The 18747-nt window shown below is 58.9% G+C and carries 15 protein-coding genes, 1 tRNA gene and 1 pseudogene; 9 read left to right on the top strand and 8 right to left on the bottom strand.

Annotated elements, in window-relative coordinates:
* Nucleotides 1-175 precede the first annotated feature (175 nt).
* Genes ACZ1HJ_RS17145 through ACZ1HJ_RS17120 form a run of 6 tightly spaced genes read left to right on the top strand, consistent with a single transcriptional unit; the run spans nt 176 to nt 6141 of the window.
* Nucleotides 176-3055 carry a monovalent cation/H+ antiporter subunit A gene (locus tag ACZ1HJ_RS17145; protein ID WP_472719850.1) on the top strand — a complete coding sequence of 960 codons (2880 nt, stop codon included), beginning with the start codon at nt 176-178 and terminating at the stop codon, nt 3053-3055.
* A 1-nt stretch (nt 3056) separates the two neighbouring features.
* Nucleotides 3057-3413, top strand: coding sequence for a Na+/H+ antiporter subunit C (locus tag ACZ1HJ_RS17140; protein ID WP_472719849.1), 357 nt, complete (start codon nt 3057-3059; stop codon nt 3411-3413).
* Nucleotides 3410-4954, top strand: coding sequence for a monovalent cation/H+ antiporter subunit D (locus ACZ1HJ_RS17135; protein WP_472719848.1), 1545 nt, complete (start codon nt 3410-3412; stop codon nt 4952-4954). The genes ACZ1HJ_RS17140 and ACZ1HJ_RS17135 overlap by 4 nt, the downstream gene beginning before the upstream one ends.
* A 1-nt stretch (nt 4955) precedes the next feature.
* Complete coding sequence (locus ACZ1HJ_RS17130) at nt 4956-5456, top strand: Na+/H+ antiporter subunit E (protein WP_472719847.1); 501 nt, start codon at nt 4956-4958, stop codon at nt 5454-5456.
* Nucleotides 5453-5740, top strand: coding sequence for a K+/H+ antiporter subunit F (locus ACZ1HJ_RS17125; protein WP_472719846.1), 288 nt, complete (start codon nt 5453-5455; stop codon nt 5738-5740). The genes ACZ1HJ_RS17130 and ACZ1HJ_RS17125 overlap by 4 nt, the downstream gene beginning before the upstream one ends.
* Nucleotides 5737-6141, top strand: coding sequence for a Na+/H+ antiporter subunit G (locus ACZ1HJ_RS17120; RefSeq protein ID WP_472719845.1), 405 nt, complete (start codon nt 5737-5739; stop codon nt 6139-6141). The genes ACZ1HJ_RS17125 and ACZ1HJ_RS17120 overlap by 4 nt, the downstream gene beginning before the upstream one ends.
* Before the next feature lie 95 nt (nt 6142-6236).
* Here the strand turns inward: ACZ1HJ_RS17120 and ACZ1HJ_RS17115 are convergent.
* A tRNA-Gly gene (locus ACZ1HJ_RS17115) sits at nt 6237-6311 on the bottom strand.
* Between the two features lie 180 nt (nt 6312-6491).
* Between ACZ1HJ_RS17115 and ACZ1HJ_RS17110 the strand changes: the two genes are divergently transcribed.
* A complete protein-coding gene (locus tag ACZ1HJ_RS17110) occupies nt 6492-6824 on the top strand; it encodes a DUF1330 domain-containing protein (protein WP_472719844.1) in 333 nt (110 codons plus the stop codon).
* A 59-nt stretch (nt 6825-6883) separates the two neighbouring features.
* On the opposite strand, the gene ACZ1HJ_RS17105 is transcribed toward ACZ1HJ_RS17110, so the two are convergent.
* The 7 genes from ACZ1HJ_RS17105 to ACZ1HJ_RS17075 all read right to left on the bottom strand — a co-directional run bounded on the left by ACZ1HJ_RS17105 (nt 6884) and on the right by ACZ1HJ_RS17075 (nt 15318).
* Complete coding sequence (locus tag ACZ1HJ_RS17105) at nt 6884-8455, bottom strand: GMC family oxidoreductase (RefSeq protein ID WP_472719843.1); 1572 nt, start codon at nt 8453-8455, stop codon at nt 6884-6886.
* 27 nt (nt 8456-8482) lie between these two features.
* On the bottom strand, nt 8483-9007 hold the full coding sequence (locus tag ACZ1HJ_RS17100) for a Twin-arginine translocation pathway signal (protein WP_472719842.1): 525 nt from the start codon (nt 9005-9007) through the stop codon (nt 8483-8485).
* Nucleotides 9008-9027: 20 nt separating this feature from the next.
* Nucleotides 9028-9423 (bottom strand): VOC family protein, encoded by a 396-nt coding sequence (locus tag ACZ1HJ_RS17095; RefSeq protein ID WP_472719841.1) that lies wholly within the window; start codon nt 9421-9423, stop codon nt 9028-9030.
* A 93-nt stretch (nt 9424-9516) separates the two neighbouring features.
* A complete protein-coding gene (locus tag ACZ1HJ_RS17090; RefSeq protein WP_472719840.1) occupies nt 9517-9810 on the bottom strand; it encodes a ribbon-helix-helix domain-containing protein in 294 nt (97 codons plus the stop codon).
* Between the two features lie 185 nt (nt 9811-9995).
* The gene (locus tag ACZ1HJ_RS17085; protein WP_472719839.1) at nt 9996-10385 is read right to left on the bottom strand and encodes an MAPEG family protein; all 390 of its coding nucleotides are present in this window, start codon (nt 10383-10385) and stop codon (nt 9996-9998) included.
* Nucleotides 10386-10478: 93 nt separating this feature from the next.
* The gene (locus ACZ1HJ_RS17080; RefSeq protein WP_472719838.1) at nt 10479-13919 is read right to left on the bottom strand and encodes a pyruvate carboxylase; all 3441 of its coding nucleotides are present in this window, start codon (nt 13917-13919) and stop codon (nt 10479-10481) included.
* Nucleotides 13920-14178: 259 nt separating this feature from the next.
* Nucleotides 14179-15318, bottom strand: coding sequence for an alpha-hydroxy acid oxidase (locus ACZ1HJ_RS17075; RefSeq protein ID WP_472719837.1), 1140 nt, complete (start codon nt 15316-15318; stop codon nt 14179-14181).
* Nucleotides 15319-15481: 163 nt separating this feature from the next.
* Between ACZ1HJ_RS17075 and ACZ1HJ_RS17070 the strand changes: the two are divergent.
* Nucleotides 15482-17825: pseudogene (locus ACZ1HJ_RS17070) on the top strand (ATP-dependent helicase).
* Between the two features lie 75 nt (nt 17826-17900).
* Nucleotides 17901-18695, top strand: coding sequence for a class I SAM-dependent methyltransferase (locus ACZ1HJ_RS17065; RefSeq protein WP_472719836.1), 795 nt, complete (start codon nt 17901-17903; stop codon nt 18693-18695).
* Nucleotides 18696-18747: the final 52 nt, after the last annotated feature.

Here is an 18747-nt window from a genome sequence, read left to right as displayed (position 1 = left end):
AAGCGATTGGGATTTTTTTCCTGATATCGCACAAAAAGCCGCTAAAGCTGCGACCCGGGACAGAAAAGGACAAATTCCAGAATTTTCCAACTTGGACTAAACTCTTCTAAAGTTTGAGCTATATTGGAATCGTCGCAAACAAGTCGAAGCACTTCATTTCAGGGCAGGAGTTCGCGTGTCCCTTTTTCTAATCGTACTACTGCCTTTTCTGGGCGCGCTCCTTCCAGGTTTAATGAATTCCGCCGGCCGTCAGGCTTGCGCTGGCGTGACGCTACTTGTGTCCCTTGCCGCCTTCATCGGGTTGCTGACCAATCTGCCTGCGGTGATCGCCGGAGACGTGGTACAGGCGCGTGTGGATTGGTTGCCGCTTCTGGGTCTGAACTTCACCCTGATGCTGGATGGGTTGGGCTTTTTCTTTGCCAGCCTGATCCTGGGCATCGGGCTTTTGATCATCACGTATGCCAGGTTCTATCTGTCGCGCGATGACAACATGGGTGAGTTTTTCACCTATTTGCTGCTCTTTCAGGGCGCCATGGTTGGTATCGTTCTCAGCGATAACGTATTGCTTTTGCTTATTTTCTGGGAACTTACCTCGCTGTCATCTTTCCTGCTGATTGGCTATTGGAAGCACCTGCCCGAAGGCCGTCAGGGCGCGCGCATGGCGCTTGCGGTCACGGGCATGGGCGGCTTGGCGATGATTGGTGGCATGCTGATCCTCGGGCAGATCGTGGGCAGTTATGACCTCAGCGTGATCCTTGAAAACCGCGAAATGATCCAAGCCTCGCCGCTTTACGTTCCGGCGCTTTTGTTGATCCTGTTGGGCTGTTTCACCAAATCGGCGCAGTTCCCGTTCCACTTCTGGCTGCCGCACGCCATGGCCGCGCCGACCCCTGTTTCGGCCTATCTGCATTCGGCCACGATGGTAAAGGCGGGCATCTTCCTGATGGCGCGGATGTGGCCGGTTCTGTCGGGCACGCCGGAATGGTTCATGATTGTCACCACGGCGGGGCTTGTCACCATGGTGCTGGGCGCGGTCATTGCGATCTTCAAACATGACCTCAAGGCGCTCTTGGCCTTCTCCACGGTCAGCCATCTGGGTCTGATCACCATGCTGTTGGGTACCGGCACCGCCTTTGGTGCGATGGCGGCTGTCTTTCACATCCTCAACCATGCCACGTTCAAGGCCGCGCTCTTCATGTCCGCCGGGATCATCGATCACGAGGCCCATACCCGCGATATCCGACGGTTGGGCGGGTTGCGCACATTGATGCCGGTCACCTTTGTGATCGTGACTATTGCGGCGCTGTCGATGGCGGGCATTCCGCTGCTCAACGGGTTCCTGTCGAAGGAGATGATGCTGGAGGAGGCCAATCACACCGTGCTCTTTGGCGCGCCCTGGCTGGTTCCGACGATGGCCGTGATCGGCTCGCTTTTCTCTGCGGGCTATTGCTTCCGCCTGATTTCCCACGTGTTCTTTGGCCCGGTCCGGGATGACTACCCGGCAAAACCGCATGATCCGAGCCCCGGTATGTGGCTGCCGCCTGCGTTCCTTGTGGTGCTGGTGGTGGTCATCGGGGTCGCACCGTTTCTGGCCGAGCCATATGTCCGCCTTGTCACCGAAGCGGTTCTGGGCGACGCGGCGGCCATGCCCAAGGCCTATATCAAAATCTGGCATGGTCTGGTGCCCGCATTGTTCATGTCCATCGCCGCCGTGGTGGGCGGTCTGATCCTTTTGGCCGCGTACCGTCCGGCCCTGCGGTTTTGGGATGCGGCACCACGGCCCGAAGCCAAGACGATATTCGAAGGCCTGATTGCCAGCGTGGTCGCGCTGGCACAGACCCTTATCCATCCGCTTCACAACGGCGCCTTCACCCGCTACGGCGCCATCATGGCCGTCACGGTCATTGCGGCCGGTCTGCACGCGTGGAGCACGGGCACCGTGGGCGAAATGACCCGCGCCATGCAACCTGCCGGACCGCTGCCCATTGCCGGCTGGCTGATGCTGGTGGCCGCAACAGGCGGGCTGGTCTTTTTGCACCGCAATCGCCTCTTGTCCCTCATCCTGATCGGCATTGTCGGGCTTATGGTTTCGGTCGGGTTTGTGTTCTTCAGCGCGCCGGATCTGGCAATGACGCAGATCACGGTTGAGGTTGTCACCATCATCTTGCTGCTTCTGGCGCTCAACTTCCTGCCCAACCGCACACCGGTCGAAAGCAGCGTGTTGCGCCGTACCCGCGATGCGGCGGTTGCCGTGGCGGGCGGTCTGGCCACGATGGCGATGTCCTATCACTATCTGCTGCGCGACTTCGTGGCTCCGCCAATTTCGGAATTCCATCTGGCGAATTCCTACAAGGGCGGTGGCGGCACCAATGTGGTCAACGTGATCCTTGTTGATTTCCGGGGCTTCGACACCTTTGGCGAAATCATCGTGTTGGGGATTGCGGCGCTGCTCATTTATGCGCTGACCGAAACGCTTCTGTCCGGCTCTGTCCGCGCGCGGCTTTTGAACCTGCAACCGGATCAACCCCGTGCCGGTGACCGTCACCCGATGATGATGGTGGTCCTGACGCGCGTGATGATGCCCGTGGTCCTGATGGTTGGGTTCTACATCTTCCTGCGGGGCCATAATGAGCCCGGCGGCGGCTTTATTGCCGGGCTGATCGTGTCGATCGCGGTGGTCATGCAATACATGGCCAGCGGTTTCACATGGACGTCCGCGCGCCTTAGATATCCTTACCACGGGATCATCGGGGCAGGGGTGCTGGTTGCTGGTCTGACGGGCATTGGCTCGTGGTTTGTCGGCAAGCCGTTCCTGACGTCAGATTTCACTTATGTCCGCATTCCACCCTTTGAGAAGTTTGAACTGGCCACGGCCGCGGCGTTTGATCTGGGCGTGTTCCTGGCGGTTGTTGGTGCGGTGATGCTGTCGCTGGAAAGTTTCTCGCGGCTGGCACGGCGCGCCAATATGCCGGAAAGCGAACATGCGATGGATATCGATCCGTCGCGCGATGATGTGCCCGATCCTCCGGGCCCCGTGACGAAGGAGGAGGTGTAACATGGAATTGCTTGTCGCCTCTGCCATCGGCATTCTCACCGCCGCCGGGCTTTATCTGGTGCTGCGCCTGCGCACGTTCCCGGTGATTATGGGCGTGTCGCTCCTGACCTATGCGGTCAACGTCTTTCTCTTTGCCTCTGGCCGCCTCACGGTTGGTGCGTCGCCCATTCTGATCAAGGGCGCCTCAGACTACACTGACCCGTTGCCGCAGGCTTTGGTCCTGACGGCCATCGTGATTTCCTTCGGGATGACGGCGGTGGTCGTGATGATCGCATTGGGCGCGTATCTGGGCTCGGATGACGACCGCGTCGATGACCCGATTGAGCCTGCTGACGCCGCGCCGGAGGATGCCACATGACCCATTGGATCATTCTTCCCGTCATCCTGCCCGCCATTCTGGCGCCGTTTATCGTGCTGGCCGCGCGGTATCACATCGGCATCCAGCGGGTGTTTTCGATTGTGGGCGTTCTGGCCCTGACCATCATCACCGCCGGGCTTGCGTGGCAGGCCTCGGACGGTACGGTCCTGCTGTATCAGTTGGGCGACTGGGCCGCGCCGTTTGGCATTGTCGTGGTGGGCGACCGCCTGTCGACATTGATGATCCTGCTGACATCGGTACTGGCATTCTTTGTCCTGCTCTATGCCATCGGGTCCGGCTGGGACAATCGCGGGCGACATTTCCATGCGCTTTTCCAGTTCCAGCTTATGGGGATCATGGGGGCGTTTCTGACGGGCGACCTCTTTAACCTCTTTGTTTTCTTCGAGGTTCTTCTGATCGCATCTTATGGCCTGATGATCCATTCGGGCGGCAATGCGCGCCTGCGGGCCGGGGTGCAATATGTGCTCTATAACCTGCTGGGCTCGACGCTGTTCCTTTTTGCACTGGGCGCGATCTATGCCGAAACCGGCACGCTCAACATGGCTGATCTGGCGCAGCGCGTTACCCTGATTGATCCGGAGGCGACGGTCGGCATCCGCATCGCATCGGTGCTGTTGCTCTTGGTCTTTGCCATCAAGGCCGCACTGGTCCCGCTGCATTTCTGGCTGCCGTCCAGCTATGCCGAAGCACCGGCGCCGGTTGCCGCTCTTTTTGCCATCATGACCAAGGTGGGTGCCTATGCGATCATCCGCGTCTACACGATGGTCTTCCCGCCTGATCTGGAGGCCACGGCCGGCCTGCATGGCACATGGCTTTTGCCTGCCGCGCTGATTTCGCTGGCCATCGGCATGGTCGGCGTTCTGGCTGCGCGCAAGCTGGACCGGTTGGTGGCGTTTGCCGTCATCGGATCCATGGGCATGGTCATGATTGCCATATCGATGTTCACGCCGGTCAGCGTTGCGGCGGCGCTCTATTACATCGTGCATTCGACCCTGGCCGGGGCGGCGCTTTTCCTGATTGTCGATCTGACACGGGCAGGGCGCGACAACCTTGCGCTGACAGCCTTGCCACCGGTCTCGGGTGCGGCGCTAACTGCGGCACTCTTTTTCACCGGCGCGATTGCGATGACCGGCCTGCCGCCGCTCTCGGGTTTTGTCGGCAAGCTTCTGATCCTGGATGCGGCCTTCACGTCGCCGCTGGTGGTCTGGACCTGGGCCATTGTGCTCAGCGCCAGTCTGATCAGCGTTGTTGGCTTTGCCCGGGCTGGCAGCACCGTGTTCTGGAAATCGGTCAGTATTGAGCGTCCAGAGGACACCCCGCCTGAGCCGCACCCCAATGCCCTGTCATATGTGGCCGTGGGCGGGCTGCTGAGCCTGCTCATCGCGCTGACGGTGTTTGCGGGGCCTGTGCATAAATACATGGGGCAGACCGCAACACATCTTTTTGCACCTGATCGGTATATTTCCACCGTGATCGGAACGCCCGGCAAGCTCAGCGATGGCAAAGAGGAGGCGCATTGAGATGATGAAGGTTTTCCACTGGCTCTTTCCACATCCCTTCGTAACGCTGTTGCTGACGGTGGTCTGGGTTCTGCTGCAAAATGAGGTATCCGCCGGAATGGTGGTGTTTGGCCTGATCCTCGGCATCATTATCCCGCGCAGCACCGCCGTCTGGTGGCCGGATCGCCCGCGCAGTTTCCGGCTGACACGCATGATCCCCTATGCACTGCTGGTGATGTGGGACATCCTGATTGCCAATTTCGAGGTGGCATGGATTGTTCTGACCCGGCCTAATTCCAAACTGCGCCCGGCCTGGGTGGTGGTTCCGCTGGACCTGAAACAACCCGAGGCCATCACCGTTCTTGCGGGTACCATTACCCTGACACCCGGCACCGTTTCGGCGGATTTGTCGAGCGAGGGGCACAGCCTTCTGGTCCACGCGCTGGATGCTGAAGACCCCGATGCCGTGCGGGACCAGATCAAAGACCGCTACGAGCGCCGCCTGAAAAGGATTTTCGTATGACCCAAGCTGCTGATCTCATGAACATCGCGCTGATCATTGCGCTGATTGCCGTTGCGCTGGCGCAGGTGATGGCGATGATCCGGCTGGTGATTGGCCCGGATACGGGCGACCGCATTCTGGCGCTGGATACGATGGTGGTGAATTCCATCGGGCTGATCGTGCTTCTGGGCATTGTGCAGGGCACGCGGATCTATTTCGAAGCCTCGATGATCATTGCCATGCTGGGCTTTGTCTCAACCGTCGCATATGCGCGATTTGTACTGAGGGGGGATATCATCGAATGACGTTGGAAACCTTTGGCATTCTGGCAGTTGCGTTCTGGCTGATCATCGGCGCGGGCTTTTCGCTTGTGGGTTCAATCGGTCTGTTGAAATTCAACGATTCCATGACCCGCCTGCACGCCCCGACCAAGGTGGGGACCGTTGGCGTTGGGGCCTTGCTGCTGGCCTCGATGATCCATTCCTACGTGTTTGGCGAAGGGTCGATGCATGAACTGCTGATCATGGCCTTTCTGTTTGTAACAGCGCCGATTTCGGCCAATTTCATCGCCAAGGTGAATATCCACAAGAAGTCATGCGATACGCCGCCGTCGCCCATCAAAGACAAGACATGGGCCACACTGGACGCGCCCCAAAACGACGGTACGCAACAGGTATTGGCCGACAGTGCCGAGCCGACACGCTAAAGCGGTCATTAGGTTGGTTGTCCGACAATCCGGGCCATCACGGTCAATTTAGGGTAGGTGGCGTCACTCGTTGGCGCATTGGCCGTTGAGTTTATTGGAGCGGGTGATGAGATTCGAACTCACGACATTTACCTTGGCAAGGTAACGCTCTACCCCTGAGCTACACCCGCATCCTTGGGTGAGGCGGAGATATAAACTCTGACCGCCCCCTGCAAGCGAAAATCGCATTGTCGGCGAAATTTTTATAAAACCGAGTACAGCCTAACGTCGAGATTGCATGTCACGAACGGTTCCATGTTACGGTGTCGCCGCGCCACATGTGGCACCAATGACAAATAAGGGAGTTTAGAATGGCCGTTTATCTGATTGCACTGGTGAAAGTCACCGATGATGCCTGGATCCCGGATTATGCTGCGAAAGTACATGATATCGCCGCCACTCACGGTGGCCGGTACTTGAGCCGCAGTGCAAATCTGACCCAGTTGGAGGGTGAGGCCCCGAATGCAGATGTTGTGGCGCTGATCGAATTTCCCTCGGTCGACGCAGCGCAGGCCTTTGCGAATGATCCGGACTATGCGCCCTTTGCCAAGGCACGCATCGCCGGCACTGTCAGCAGCCTCTTTGTGATTGACGACACCGATGCCACGGGTGGCATTCCCTATCTGCCGTCTGGCGCGGCCTGAGGCATGAAAAAACGGCGCCCGAAACTCCGGGCGCCGTTTCAATTTCTAATCCCTCTTGATCAGAGATTGCCGGCTTCGACCTCGCCAGCGATGTGATCGGCCTGACGGATGGCAAGCGCCACAATGGTCAGGGTCGGGTTCTCGGCAGCACCGGTGGTAAAGACCGAACCGTCCGAGATAAAGAGGTTCTCGATATCATGGGTGCGACCATTGGCGTTGACCACACCGTCTGCCGGATCCGCTGACATCCGGTTGGTGCCAAGGTTGTGCGTCGACGGGTAGGGCGGTGTCGGGAAGGTCCGTGTGGCCCCCACCGCGTCATAGACCGCAGCACCTTGCTGATAGGCGTGGTTGCGCATGGCGACATCGTTGGGATGGTCATCGAAATGCACGTTCACCACCGGCATGCCAAACTGATCCTTGACGTCATGGTTCAGCGTGATGCGGTTGGTCTCCTGGGGCATATCCTCACCCACAATCCACATGCCCGCCATGTTTTCATAACTGTCCAGCGCGGTGGTGAACTCGCGTCCCCATCCGCCGGGATCGAGGAAGGCCGCCATGAAGGGCAGGCCAAGCGCGAGAGTTTCAAGCTCGTACCCGCCAACAAAGCCACGGCTTGGGTCATGGCGGGATTCGTCCTGAATGATCCCGGCCATGGTTGTCCCGCGCCACATCTTCACAGGCTTGTCGAACACCGCGTAGACCGAGCCCGTCATGTGACGCATATAGTTGCGCCCCACCTGACCCGAGCTGTTGGCCAGCCCGTCCGGATACATCTCCGTCGCGGAATTCAGCAGCAGGCGGGGGCTCTCGAATGAGTTGCCAGCCACGCAGACCGCGCGCGCCTTCTGGGTGTGCTCATTCCCGTCCGCATCGGCATAGACGACGCCGGTGACTTTGCCGTCATCGCCGTGCTCGATGCGCAGCACATGGGCCTTTTCACGCACTTCGAGGTTCCCTGTGGCCTCCCCCCGCGGAATATCCGTGTAGGCAGCGGACCATTTGGCCCCCCATTTGCAGCCCTGGAAACAGAATCCGGTTTGCTGACAGGCGGGGCGGTCGTCATTATCTGCCGAATTGATCGCCATGCGACCGGTATGAACCTGTTCATATCCCAGTTTCTTGGCCCCGGCCTCGAAGACCAGATAGTTGTTGTTACCGGGCAGGCCTTCGCGGTCCCCGGTGCGGGTCACGCCCAGCTTTTCTTCGGCCAGATCATACCAGGGCGCCATTTCAGCGCCATCAATGGGCCAGTCCAGAAGGTTCGCGCCCTGCACGTCGCCATAGGTGGTCTTGGCTTTCCACTCGTGGTCCTGGAAGCGCAGGCTCGCACCGGCCCAGTGGGTGGTGGTGCCGCCCACGGCCTTGACGATCCAGGCGGGCAGGCCGGAAAAGTCCTTGGCCACGCGCCAGTCACCTGATGTAGTGCGCGGGTCAAGCCATGCCAGCTGGCCAAAGCTCTCCCATTCATCGTTCACGTAGTCTTCGGGCAGATACCGTCCGCCCGCTTCCAATGCCACAACGCTCACGCCGCGTTGGGCCAGTTCGTTTGCCAGAACGCCGCCACCGGCGCCGGTTCCGATCACGACAATTACACTGTCGTCTGTCATCTCAAAAGGTGCAGCCATAGTCTTAATCTCCTCGTTGGCTATGGCTTAAAGCCAGTTGATGTCGTTGAAGCCGCGGTCCATGTAGCCGCCCTGGGAATAGCTTTCGCCTTCGTATCCAAAGAGGGGCCAGACGGCCTTTTGGTTATAGAGCCCGGTGACCAGACCCCCGCGCACTCGTTGGAAGAACGCGCTGTCTTCCATTTCGCGCAGAACATCCACACGGTCGCGCTCCCAACCCATCGACATGTAATCCGCGTGGCCTTTGCCCTGTGCGGCGCTGTTGAGCGCGGCTATGCCTTCTTCAACGGATTCCGCGGCGTCTTCGGTGTCATATCCTTTGACGGCCATGGCGTAATACTCATCGCCCACATGATCGTGCGGATAAATGTCCCGCGCCATCTGGATCAGCGTGGCCATGGTTTCCGGCTTCAGCACGGCGGTTTCCATTGCCCAGGCGGCGTCAGCCCCGGCAACAAATCCACCGCCGATGACCAGAGTGGTGCCGGCTGCCGTGGCGCGCGATAGCAGCTCTCGCCGCGTCATCGTGCCCTTGGTTGCTATGTTTGTCATGTTATCCTCCCTTACTTTCTTTATTTGAATCGCCCGCCGCGCTGCAAAACTTCGATCTCGTAGCCATCCGGATCGGCGACGAAAAAGAACTTGGCAACGACCTTGCCGTCGGGCGCAAATTCCACCAGTTTTCGCGGGTTCAGACCGGCCGCTTCGAACCGGGCATGTTCGGCCTCCAGATCCTCCACCAGAACGGCGAAGTGACCATAGCCATTGCCCAGATCATAGGGTTCGGTCTCGCCCTTGTTGATCGTAAGTTCCAACTCGAACGCGCTTTCGGCGTTGCTGAGGTAGACCAAAGTGAAGTTCTCGAAATCGAGCCGGTCCGCGACATCAAGATCAAAGGCCGTCTTATAAAACGCCAACGACCGGGCCTCGTCAAAGACGCGAATCATACTGTGAATGGCTTTTGCCATTTGGCCCTCCCAAACCATTATGTGTTTCAGAGAGGCTAGCGCGCGCGTAAGACGGGCGGGTAGTAGAGGGTTACTACGTTAATTTTGGCCGATTTATTCGGCCGCAATCCTGGCGTTACGCGTCGCTTGTCCAGCCTCCAGATAAACCAGGCAGGCACAGCGCAGGAGCGATGTGAAATTCTTTGGTTCGCCATGTAATTCAAGGACTTCCGAGTGCAGCTTGGACACAAAACCCGGCGTTGAAAGGTCCTCGCCAGCGGCGATTTCATCGACGATCCCCCAGAAGGACTTTTCAAGTCTGATGCTCGTGCTGTGACCGTTCAGGCGCATCCGCCGGGTTTCCAGCTCATAGCGTTCCGGGGCTTGTCCGGCAAACATCTGACACATGTATTCTCTCCTCCTCGCGGCGACACCTGAATATGTCCGGTGCCGTGGCTGAATGTAAATCGTAGCACGATGCTGCGAGATTTCATCCAGAAATCCACATTCACAATTCTGTGGGCCGTGTCCGCGCCTGCGGTTCCGGGTTGTGTGGTGGTGTGGCGTGGGGGATCAGAATGACCGTGTGGGCTTCAGAAAAGGGCGTGTCCGATGTTGGCCAAGGCGCTCAGAACGATCATCAGAAAGGTCAAAATCATACCCACCTGACGCATCAACATAATCTGCGGCGTCTGGCTCAGCCCATAGGCGTGGATCAAGCGCCCCATCACCAGCATCAGCCCCAGCACATGCACAACCCAACCCGGTGCGCCCTGCAATTCAGCCATGGCCAGCAGGAGCAACCCAATGGGTGCGTATTCGGCGCAATTTCCCTGAACCCGAACGCGTTTGCGAAGTTCCTTGTCTTCGCCATCGCCCAGAGACACCTGCGCGCCGCGTCTTCGAAAGATCACGCGAAAACTCAAAAAGACAAACAACAGCCCGATCAGACCGCCGTAAAGAGGGGTGATTGCCAATGACATATCGCTGTTCCTTGCCGAAAATAAGATGCGCGAAGCCTAACCACTCCGCGCATCCAAACGAAACCTGACGTTGGGTCACGTCACCCGATCGGCTTACTCCAGCTCGATCAACAGGTCCTTGGCATCAATCTGGCCACTGGCCTGCACGTGGACGGCTTTGACCACCGCGTCCCGTTCGGCATAGATGCCGGTTTCCATTTTCATCGCCTCGATGGTCAGGAGCAGGTCATCGGCTTTGACCTCTTGACCGGCGGTGACGGCCACGCTGGCCACCACGCCGGGCATCGGCGCGCCCACATGGTTGGCATTGCCCGGCTCGGCCTTGGGCCGCTGTGCGGTTTGCGATTTGACCAGACGGTTGGGCACGCGAATGACCCGCGGCTGACCGTTGAGTTCAAAGAACACCCGCACTTCGCCATCATCCTGCGTCTCACCTACGGCCTGCAGGCGGATTTCTAGGATTTTACCGGGGTCAATCTCGACGCTGATTTCCTCGCCTGGTTCCATTCCGTAAAAGAACGTCCGCGTGGGCAATGTTCGAACCGGCCCATACGTGCGGTGGCGGCCCATGTAATCGAGGAAGACCTTGGGATACATCAGGTACCCGTTCAGATCCTCGTTATCCACGGCCTTGCCTTCGAGCAGCGCGCTGACTTCGGCGCGGGTGGCCTCCAGATCAATCGGCTCAAGGTGTTTGCCCGGGCGCACGGTGTTGGGTTTGTCACCTTTGAGCACCTTGCCCACGATGCCATTCGGGAACCCGCCCGGAGGCTGGCCCAGATTGCCGCGCATCATGTCGACAACCGAATCCGGGAAGGCCACATCAACGCTCGGGTCTTCCACTTCGTCGCGGGTCAGGTTCTGGCTGACCATCATCAAGGCCATGTCTCCCACCACCTTGGACGATGGCGTCACCTTGACGATATCGCCGAACATCTGGTTGACGTCGGCATAGGTGCTTGCGACCTCTGGCCAGCGTTCTTCGAGGCCAAGTGAGCGGGCCTGCGCCTTGAGGTTGGTGAACTGCCCGCCGGGCATCTCGTGCAGGTAGACTTCCGAGGCAGGTGCTGCCAAGCCACTTTCGAACGCCACATATTGCGCCCGCACATGTTCCCAGTAATCCGACATTTCGCGAATGTGTTTCATGTCGATACCGGTGTCGCGATCCGTGTGCGCAAGCGCCTCGACGATCGAGCCGAGGCAGGGCTGGCTGGTCCCGCCGGAAAATGCGTCCATGGCGGCGTCCACCGCGTCGACACCTGATTCAGCGGCGGCAAGGATGGTGGCGCCCGCAATGCCCGACGTGTCGTGGGTGTGGAAGTGAACGGGGATGTCCAGCTCTTCCTTCAGCGCTTTGACAAGTACGCGCGCGGCGGCTGGTTTCAGCAGGCCGGCCATGTCCTTGAGGCCCAGCACATGCGCACCGGCGCTCTGCATTTCCTTGGCCATTTTGACGTAATACTTCAGGTCGTATTTGGCGCGGTCCGGGTCAAGGATATCGCCGGTGTAACAGATCGTGCCTTCGCAGATGCGGCCCGTGTCATTCACCGCATCCATCGCGACGCGCATGTTTTCGACCCAGTTGAGGCTGTCAAACACGCGGAAGACATCAACACCGGTCTCCGCCGCCTGGCGCACAAATTCCTGTACCACGTTGTCGGGATAATTGGTGTAGCCGACGCCGTTAGACGCGCGCAGCAGCATCTGCGTCAGCAGGTTGGGCATGGCCGCGCGCAGATCACGCAGGCGCTGCCACGGGCATTCCTGCAAGAAGCGGTAGGCCACGTCGAAGGTCGCACCGCCCCAGCATTCAACGCTGAACAGCTGCGGCAGGTTGGCGGCATAGGCCGGTGCGGCCTTGACCATATCGATCGAGCGCATCCGCGTGGCCAGAAGGCTTTGGTGCCCGTCGCGCATGGTTGTGTCGGTCAGCAACAGGCGCTTTTCGCTCAGCATCCAATCGGCCACCGCCTTGGCGCCCTTTTCCTCCAGCAAGGTCTTGCTGCCAGGTTGGATTTCGCCTTGCAGGGCAGGAGGTTTGGGCAGTTTGACATCGGCACCAGTGCCCGCACGCCCTTGGGTTTCCGGGTGGCCGTTCACGGTGATGTCGGCGATGTAATTCAGCACCTTGGTGCCGCGGTCCCGACGCTTGCCAAAGTTGAAAAGCTCGGGCGTCTCATCAATGAACTTGGTGGTGTATTCATTGCTGAGGAATGTCGGGTGCTTCAGCAGGTTTTCGACAAAAGCAATGTTGGTGCTGACGCCCCGGATGCGGAATTCACGCAGGGCGCGGTCCATCCGGGCAATAGCCGCTGACGGTGTCTGCGCATGCGCCGTGATTTTTACCAGAAGACTGTCATAGTAGCGCGTGATCACGCCGCCGGAATAGGCGGTGCCGCCGTCCAGTCGGATGCCCATGCCGGTCGCTTCGCGAAAGGCGGTGATGCGGCCGTAATCCGGGATGAAGTTATTCTGTGGGTCCTCGGTGGTGATCCGGGTTTGCAGCGCGTGCCCGTTCAGGCGCACATCACCTTGTGTGGGTTTGCCCGTGGCCTCGGCCAGTGTTTTGCCTTCGGCAATCAGGATTTGCGCCTGCACGATGTCGATATCGGTAACTTCTTCGGTGACAGTGTGTTCCACCTGCACGCGCGGGTTCACCTCGATGAAGTAAAACTGGCCGCTGTCCATATCCATAAGGAATTCGACCGTGCCCGCACATTCGTAATTGACGTGTTTGCAGATTTTATAACCCAACTGGCAAATTTCTTCGCGTTGTTCAGGGCTTAGGTATGGGGCAGGGGCGCGCTCCACCACTTTTTGGTTGCGCCGCTGAACCGAACAATCACGCTCATAAAGGTGGTACATGTTGCCATGTTTGTCGCCCAGGATCTGCACCTCAACGTGACGCGCGCGGAGGATCATCTTTTCCAGATAGCCTTCGCCGTTGCCAAAGGCGGCTTCGGCCTCGCGACGGCCTTCCAGCACCTTTTCCTCCAGCTCTTCGGGCTTCAGGATCGGGCGCATCCCGCGTCCGCCACCGCCCCAACTGGCCTTGAGCATGAAGGGATAGCCAACCTCGTCGGCCTGACGGCGGATTTCATCCATATCGTCGCCCAAAACTTCGGTGGCAGGGATAACGGGCACACCGGCCTCAACGGCCACTTTACGAGCGCTGGCCTTGTCGCCAAGCGCACGCATGGTTTCGGCCTTGGGGCCAATAAAGGTGATGCCATTGGCATCGCAGGCGTCCACAAAATCCGGGTTTTCCGACAGGAGGCCATAGCCGGGATGGATAGCATCGGCACCGCATTCCTTGGCCACGCGGATGATTTCATCAATCGACAGATAGGCGGCAACGGGACCCATGCCTTCGCCGATGCGATAGGCTTCATCGGCCTTGAACCGGTGCAGGCCCAGCTTGTCCTCTTCGGCAAAAACGGCGACGGTGCGTTTGCCCATCTCGTTTACAGCGCGCATGATCCGAATGGCAATTTCGCCGCGGTTGGCAATCAGGATTTTGTTGAATTCCGCCACTGGCTGTCCCCTGTTGTCCCTAGGTTTCGCATTTGGAACGGTGAACCGGTCAACACCAAAATTGCTGCGTTGCGGCGCCATCCCTGCCGCCTTGTAAGATTTGTGTAAGGTTTGCGCAATGCCCCAACGTCAAAGCCTCACCCGTTCGCGATAAGTTTTACCCGAAAGGACAACTCATTCAGCTGTTGTTCGAAGGTGTCAAAATCACATATATTCAGTTGGTTAAAGGCGGAAGTTCATTTTATCTGGGTAGGAATGACTACCCGGTCGTTGTCCGCCGTGTCATGGCATCCTTCAGCGTTTTGATGCCCAACTGGCCCATGTTGGATTGCAGATCGGCGCGCAATATGTCGACCAGATGATCAGGTCCTTTTTCGCCCAAAGCGGCCACGGCATAGTGCCAGGCCCGTCCCAACATGACAAAATCCGCGCCCAGTGCGAAGGCACGCAACATGTCCAGACCGCCCTCGATCGCGCCATCCAGAAGGATCGGAAGTTTCGTCGCCGCGCGGATGCTTTCCACAACGTCGATCGTGGCAGGGGCCGCATCAAATTGCCGCCCGGCGTGGTTCGATATCCAGATCGCATCCATGCCGGCAGCTTCGAGCGCCTTTGCATCGTCAGCCTGCATCACACCCTTGACCACCATGGGGCCATCCCATGCGTCGCGCAGCCAACGGGCATAGTCCCAATCCGGTGAGGTGCGCAGCATGTAACCTGCATGACTTGTGGATGGTAACCCATTGATATCTCCGGCATAGGAGTCAATCAGGCGCATGCGGGGCATGCCCATGCGCGCCATGCCCAATGCCCATGTCGGGCAGCTGGCGATATGCGACAAAATCCGCGGTGTCAGGCGGGGTGGCGTGGTCAGGCCCGAGCGGACCTGCCTTTCGCGCCGCGATGCCACCGGCACATCAACCGTCAGGATCAGGACCTTGAAACCAGCGTCGCGCGCCCGGTTTAACATATCTGTCCGTATCTCGGGATCACGTGGTGGATACATTTGAAACCACCCATGCTGACCCATAATTGGCCCCACATCTTCGGGGGTGCGGCTGGCCACGGTGGACAGTGCATAGGGAATATCGGCGCGCGCCGCCGAGCGGGCGAGGATACGTTCCGCATCCGGCCAGATCAGCCCCGACATGCCCACAGGTGCAATGCCAAAGGGCAGGGGCAGTGTCTGTCCAAAGAGTGACACGCTTAGATCCGGTTCAAATTCGCCATGCAGGATCGACGGCATCAGCAATTGCGCGTCGAGCGCCGTGCGGTTGCGGTCACGGGTTTTTTCCGCACCGGTGCCGCTGTCCAGAAACTCCCAGACGAAATGCGGAACGCGGCGTTTTGCCCGCGCGCGCAAGTCCGATAGGCCGGGGTATTTGGCATTCAGATCCATGGGGCCCATCTGCAAGGTTTGCCGCCGCTTTGTCCAGAGCCAGGCTGCGGCGATGCTAGGAGTTTTGAGGGCGAGAGGCGGGTATTTGGCGGGTCTAAGGCATTGGGAACATTCCCTGAACATTTACTTCCACTCGCGCGCGACACGCGCTATTCTTTGAACCATGAGCAGTTATGACGAGATCCGACGCGTTTGAAGGCGCATCCCTTGCAGCGCGCGCCATGGCGGCGCGCCCCATGCCCTATCTCGAGGGGCTGAACCCCGAACAACGCGCGGCGGTTGAGGCGATGGAAGGCCCGGTGCTGATGCTGGCCGGGGCCGGCACGGGCAAGACCAAGGCGCTGACCACGCGCATCGTGCATCTTTTGAACACCGGGACAGCGCGCCCCAACGAAATCCTGGCGGTGACCTTTACCAACAAGGCCGCGCGCGAGATGAAAGAACGCGTGGGCCGGATGCTGGGAGAGGCGGTGGAAGGCATGCCTTGGCTGGGCACGTTCCATTCGATCTGTGTCAAACTTCTGCGGCGTCACGCGGAGCTGGTGGGGTTGAAATCGAACTTCACCATCCTCGACACGGATGATCAGCTGCGCCTGCTTAAACAACTGGTGTCGGCGGCGGGTATCGATGACAAACGCTGGCCTGCGCGCGCCTTGGCCAGCATCATCGACAATTGGAAAAACCGCGCCTGGACACCGGATAATATCCCCGCATCGGAGGCCGGAGCCTATGACGGCAAGGCGCCCGCGCTCTACAAGCTCTACCAGACCCGTCTGAAGGAGCTGAACGCGGTCGATTTTGGTGACTTGCTGTTGCATGTGGTCACCATTTTCCAGACCCATGATGACGTGCTTCAGCAATATCAGCGCTTTTTCCGCTATATCCTCGTGGACGAGTATCAGGATACCAACGTGGCACAATATCTCTGGCTGCGGCTATTGGCGGGATCGCACAAGAACATCTGTTGCGTGGGCGATGATGACCAGTCGATCTATGGCTGGCGCGGGGCCGAGGTGGGCAACATCCTGCGGTTTGAAAAGGATTTTCCCGGCGCGCATGTGGTCCGGCTGGAGCAAAACTACCGCTCGACCCCGCATATTCTGGCTGCAGCCAGCGGCGTGATCGCGGGCAATAAGGGGCGATTGGGCAAGGAGCTTTGGACCGAAGCCGAGGAGGGCGAAAAGGTTCGCCTGATCGGCCATTGGGACGGCGAGGAAGAGGCGCGCTGGATCGGTGAAGAGGTCGAGGCGATGCAGCGCGGCACGCGGGGATTGCGCGACTATTCGCTGAACGAAATGGCCATCCTTGTACGCGCCTCGCATCAGATGCGCGCCTTTGAAGATCGGTTTCTGACCATTGGATTGCCGTACCGCGTCATTGGTGGTCCGCGGTTCTATGAGCGGATGGAGATCCGCGATGCCATGGCCTATTTCCGGGTGGTCACCTCGCCGTCGGATGATCTGGCGTTTGAGCGGATTGTGAACACGCCCAAACGCGGGTTGGGCGACAAAGCGCAACAGAAAATCCAGAGGGTGGCGCGGGATAACGGCGTGCCATTGACCGAAGGCGCGCGCATTCTGCTGGAAGAGAAGGGATTGGGCGGCAAGGGGGCTGTTGAACTGGCCAGGCTGCTGGAAGGGCTGGACCGTTGGGGCCGCATGGCGGGAGATGCACAGATCACCCATATGGAGCTGGCTGAGATCATCCTCGACGAAAGCGGCTACACCGAGATGTGGCAGAATGACAAGACGCCCGAAGCACCGGGGCGGCTGGAGAACCTCAAGGAACTGATCAAGGCGTTGGAGCAGTTTGAGAACCTGCAGGGGTTTCTGGAGCATGTCGGCCTGATCATGGACAATGACAATCAGGAAGCCGGCGAAAAGATCAGCATCATGACCCTGCATGCGGCCAAGGGGCTGGAATTTCCCGCCGTGTTCCTGCCGGGCTGGGAGGATGGGCTTTTCCCTTCGCAACGCTCGATGGATGAAAGCGGGCAGAAGGGCGTCGAGGAAGAACGCCGTCTGGCCTATGTGGGCATCACCCGCGCCGAAGAGATCTGTACCATCAGCTTTGCGGGCAATCGGCGGGTGTTTGGCCAATGGCAATCCTCGATGCCGTCGCGGTTTATCGACGAATTGCCCGAAAAACATGTCGACGTGCTGACCCCGCCCGGTCTCTACGGTGGTGGTTATGGTGCGGCTGGCATGGAAAGCACGATCGAGACCCGCGCGGCGGAGGCCAATGTTTATAACTCGCCCGGTTGGAAACGGTTGCAGGCACGTGCCAGTCAGCGGCCCGTGGCACAACCTTCTGAGAGCCGCCATCAGGTGATCGACGCGCAGGCGGTCAGCAGTCACACGATGGGCGAGCGGGTGTTCCACCAGAAGTTCGGCTATGGCGCGATCATCGGCATCGAAGGTGACAAGCTGGAAATTGAGTTTGAAAAGGCCGGAATCAAGAAGGTTGTGGCCCGGTTTGTCTCGGGATCGGACGACATTCCTTTCTGAGCCTAAATCGCGCAAAAACCATGTGCGATTAACCAAGATTTAGCCAGTTCGCCGCAACATGCAGGCATGAATGATATGAGCCCCCAGACCGTGAGCGCGGACCGGCATCTTTACGATGGTTGCCCGCTATGTGACGCCAAAACCCTGAGCCTTGTGGGGGAGGGGGATTGTTCGGGTCACAAGATCTACAATCCCAAACTGTCACCCAAGATCGTGTGGAAATCCTGCGATGCCTGTGGTCATGTCTTCACCGAAGGCTATTTCACCGATGCCGCCTGTGAGATCCTCTTTAGTGAGACGCACCAGAACCAGAAGGTCGGCTATGATCTGGAGGGCAACCGCATGGTCTCGGCCCGGATCATCGACCGGGTGTTGCCCTTCATGGGGCAGGGGCGGTGGATGGATGTGGGGTTTGGAAACGGATCGCTCCTCTTTACGGCGCGCGAATATGGGTTCCATCCCATCGGTGTTGACCTGCGCCGCGACAATGTCGAGACAATCCGTAAACTGGGCTATGAGGCCTTTTGCGAGGACATCACCAAGCTTGCGCTGGACGCGCCATGTCAGGTGATTTCATTGATGGATGTGCTGGAACATGTGCCCTATCCCAAGGCATTTTTGACGTCCGTGGTCGGGCATTTGGACACGGGCGGCGTGTGTCTTTTGTCGATGCCCAATACCGAGCAAATCCTTTGGGACTACATGACCGGCAATAATGAAAACCCCTATTGGGGCGAGATTGAGCATTACCATAATTTCAGCCGCAGCAGGCTTTATGATTTGCTGGGTGAATGTGGCCTGACCCCCACCCGGTATGGGGTCAGCGAGCGGTACAAAGCGTGCATGGAAGTGATCTCGGTCAAGGCATAAGCTTTGGTTGCGCGGGGTGTGACGGGTTTTCGGGTAACGCGCCCGACATAAG

Source organism: Roseovarius sp. JB2-10 (assembly GCF_055693585.1).
This window is presented reverse-complemented; position numbering and strand designations above follow the sequence as displayed.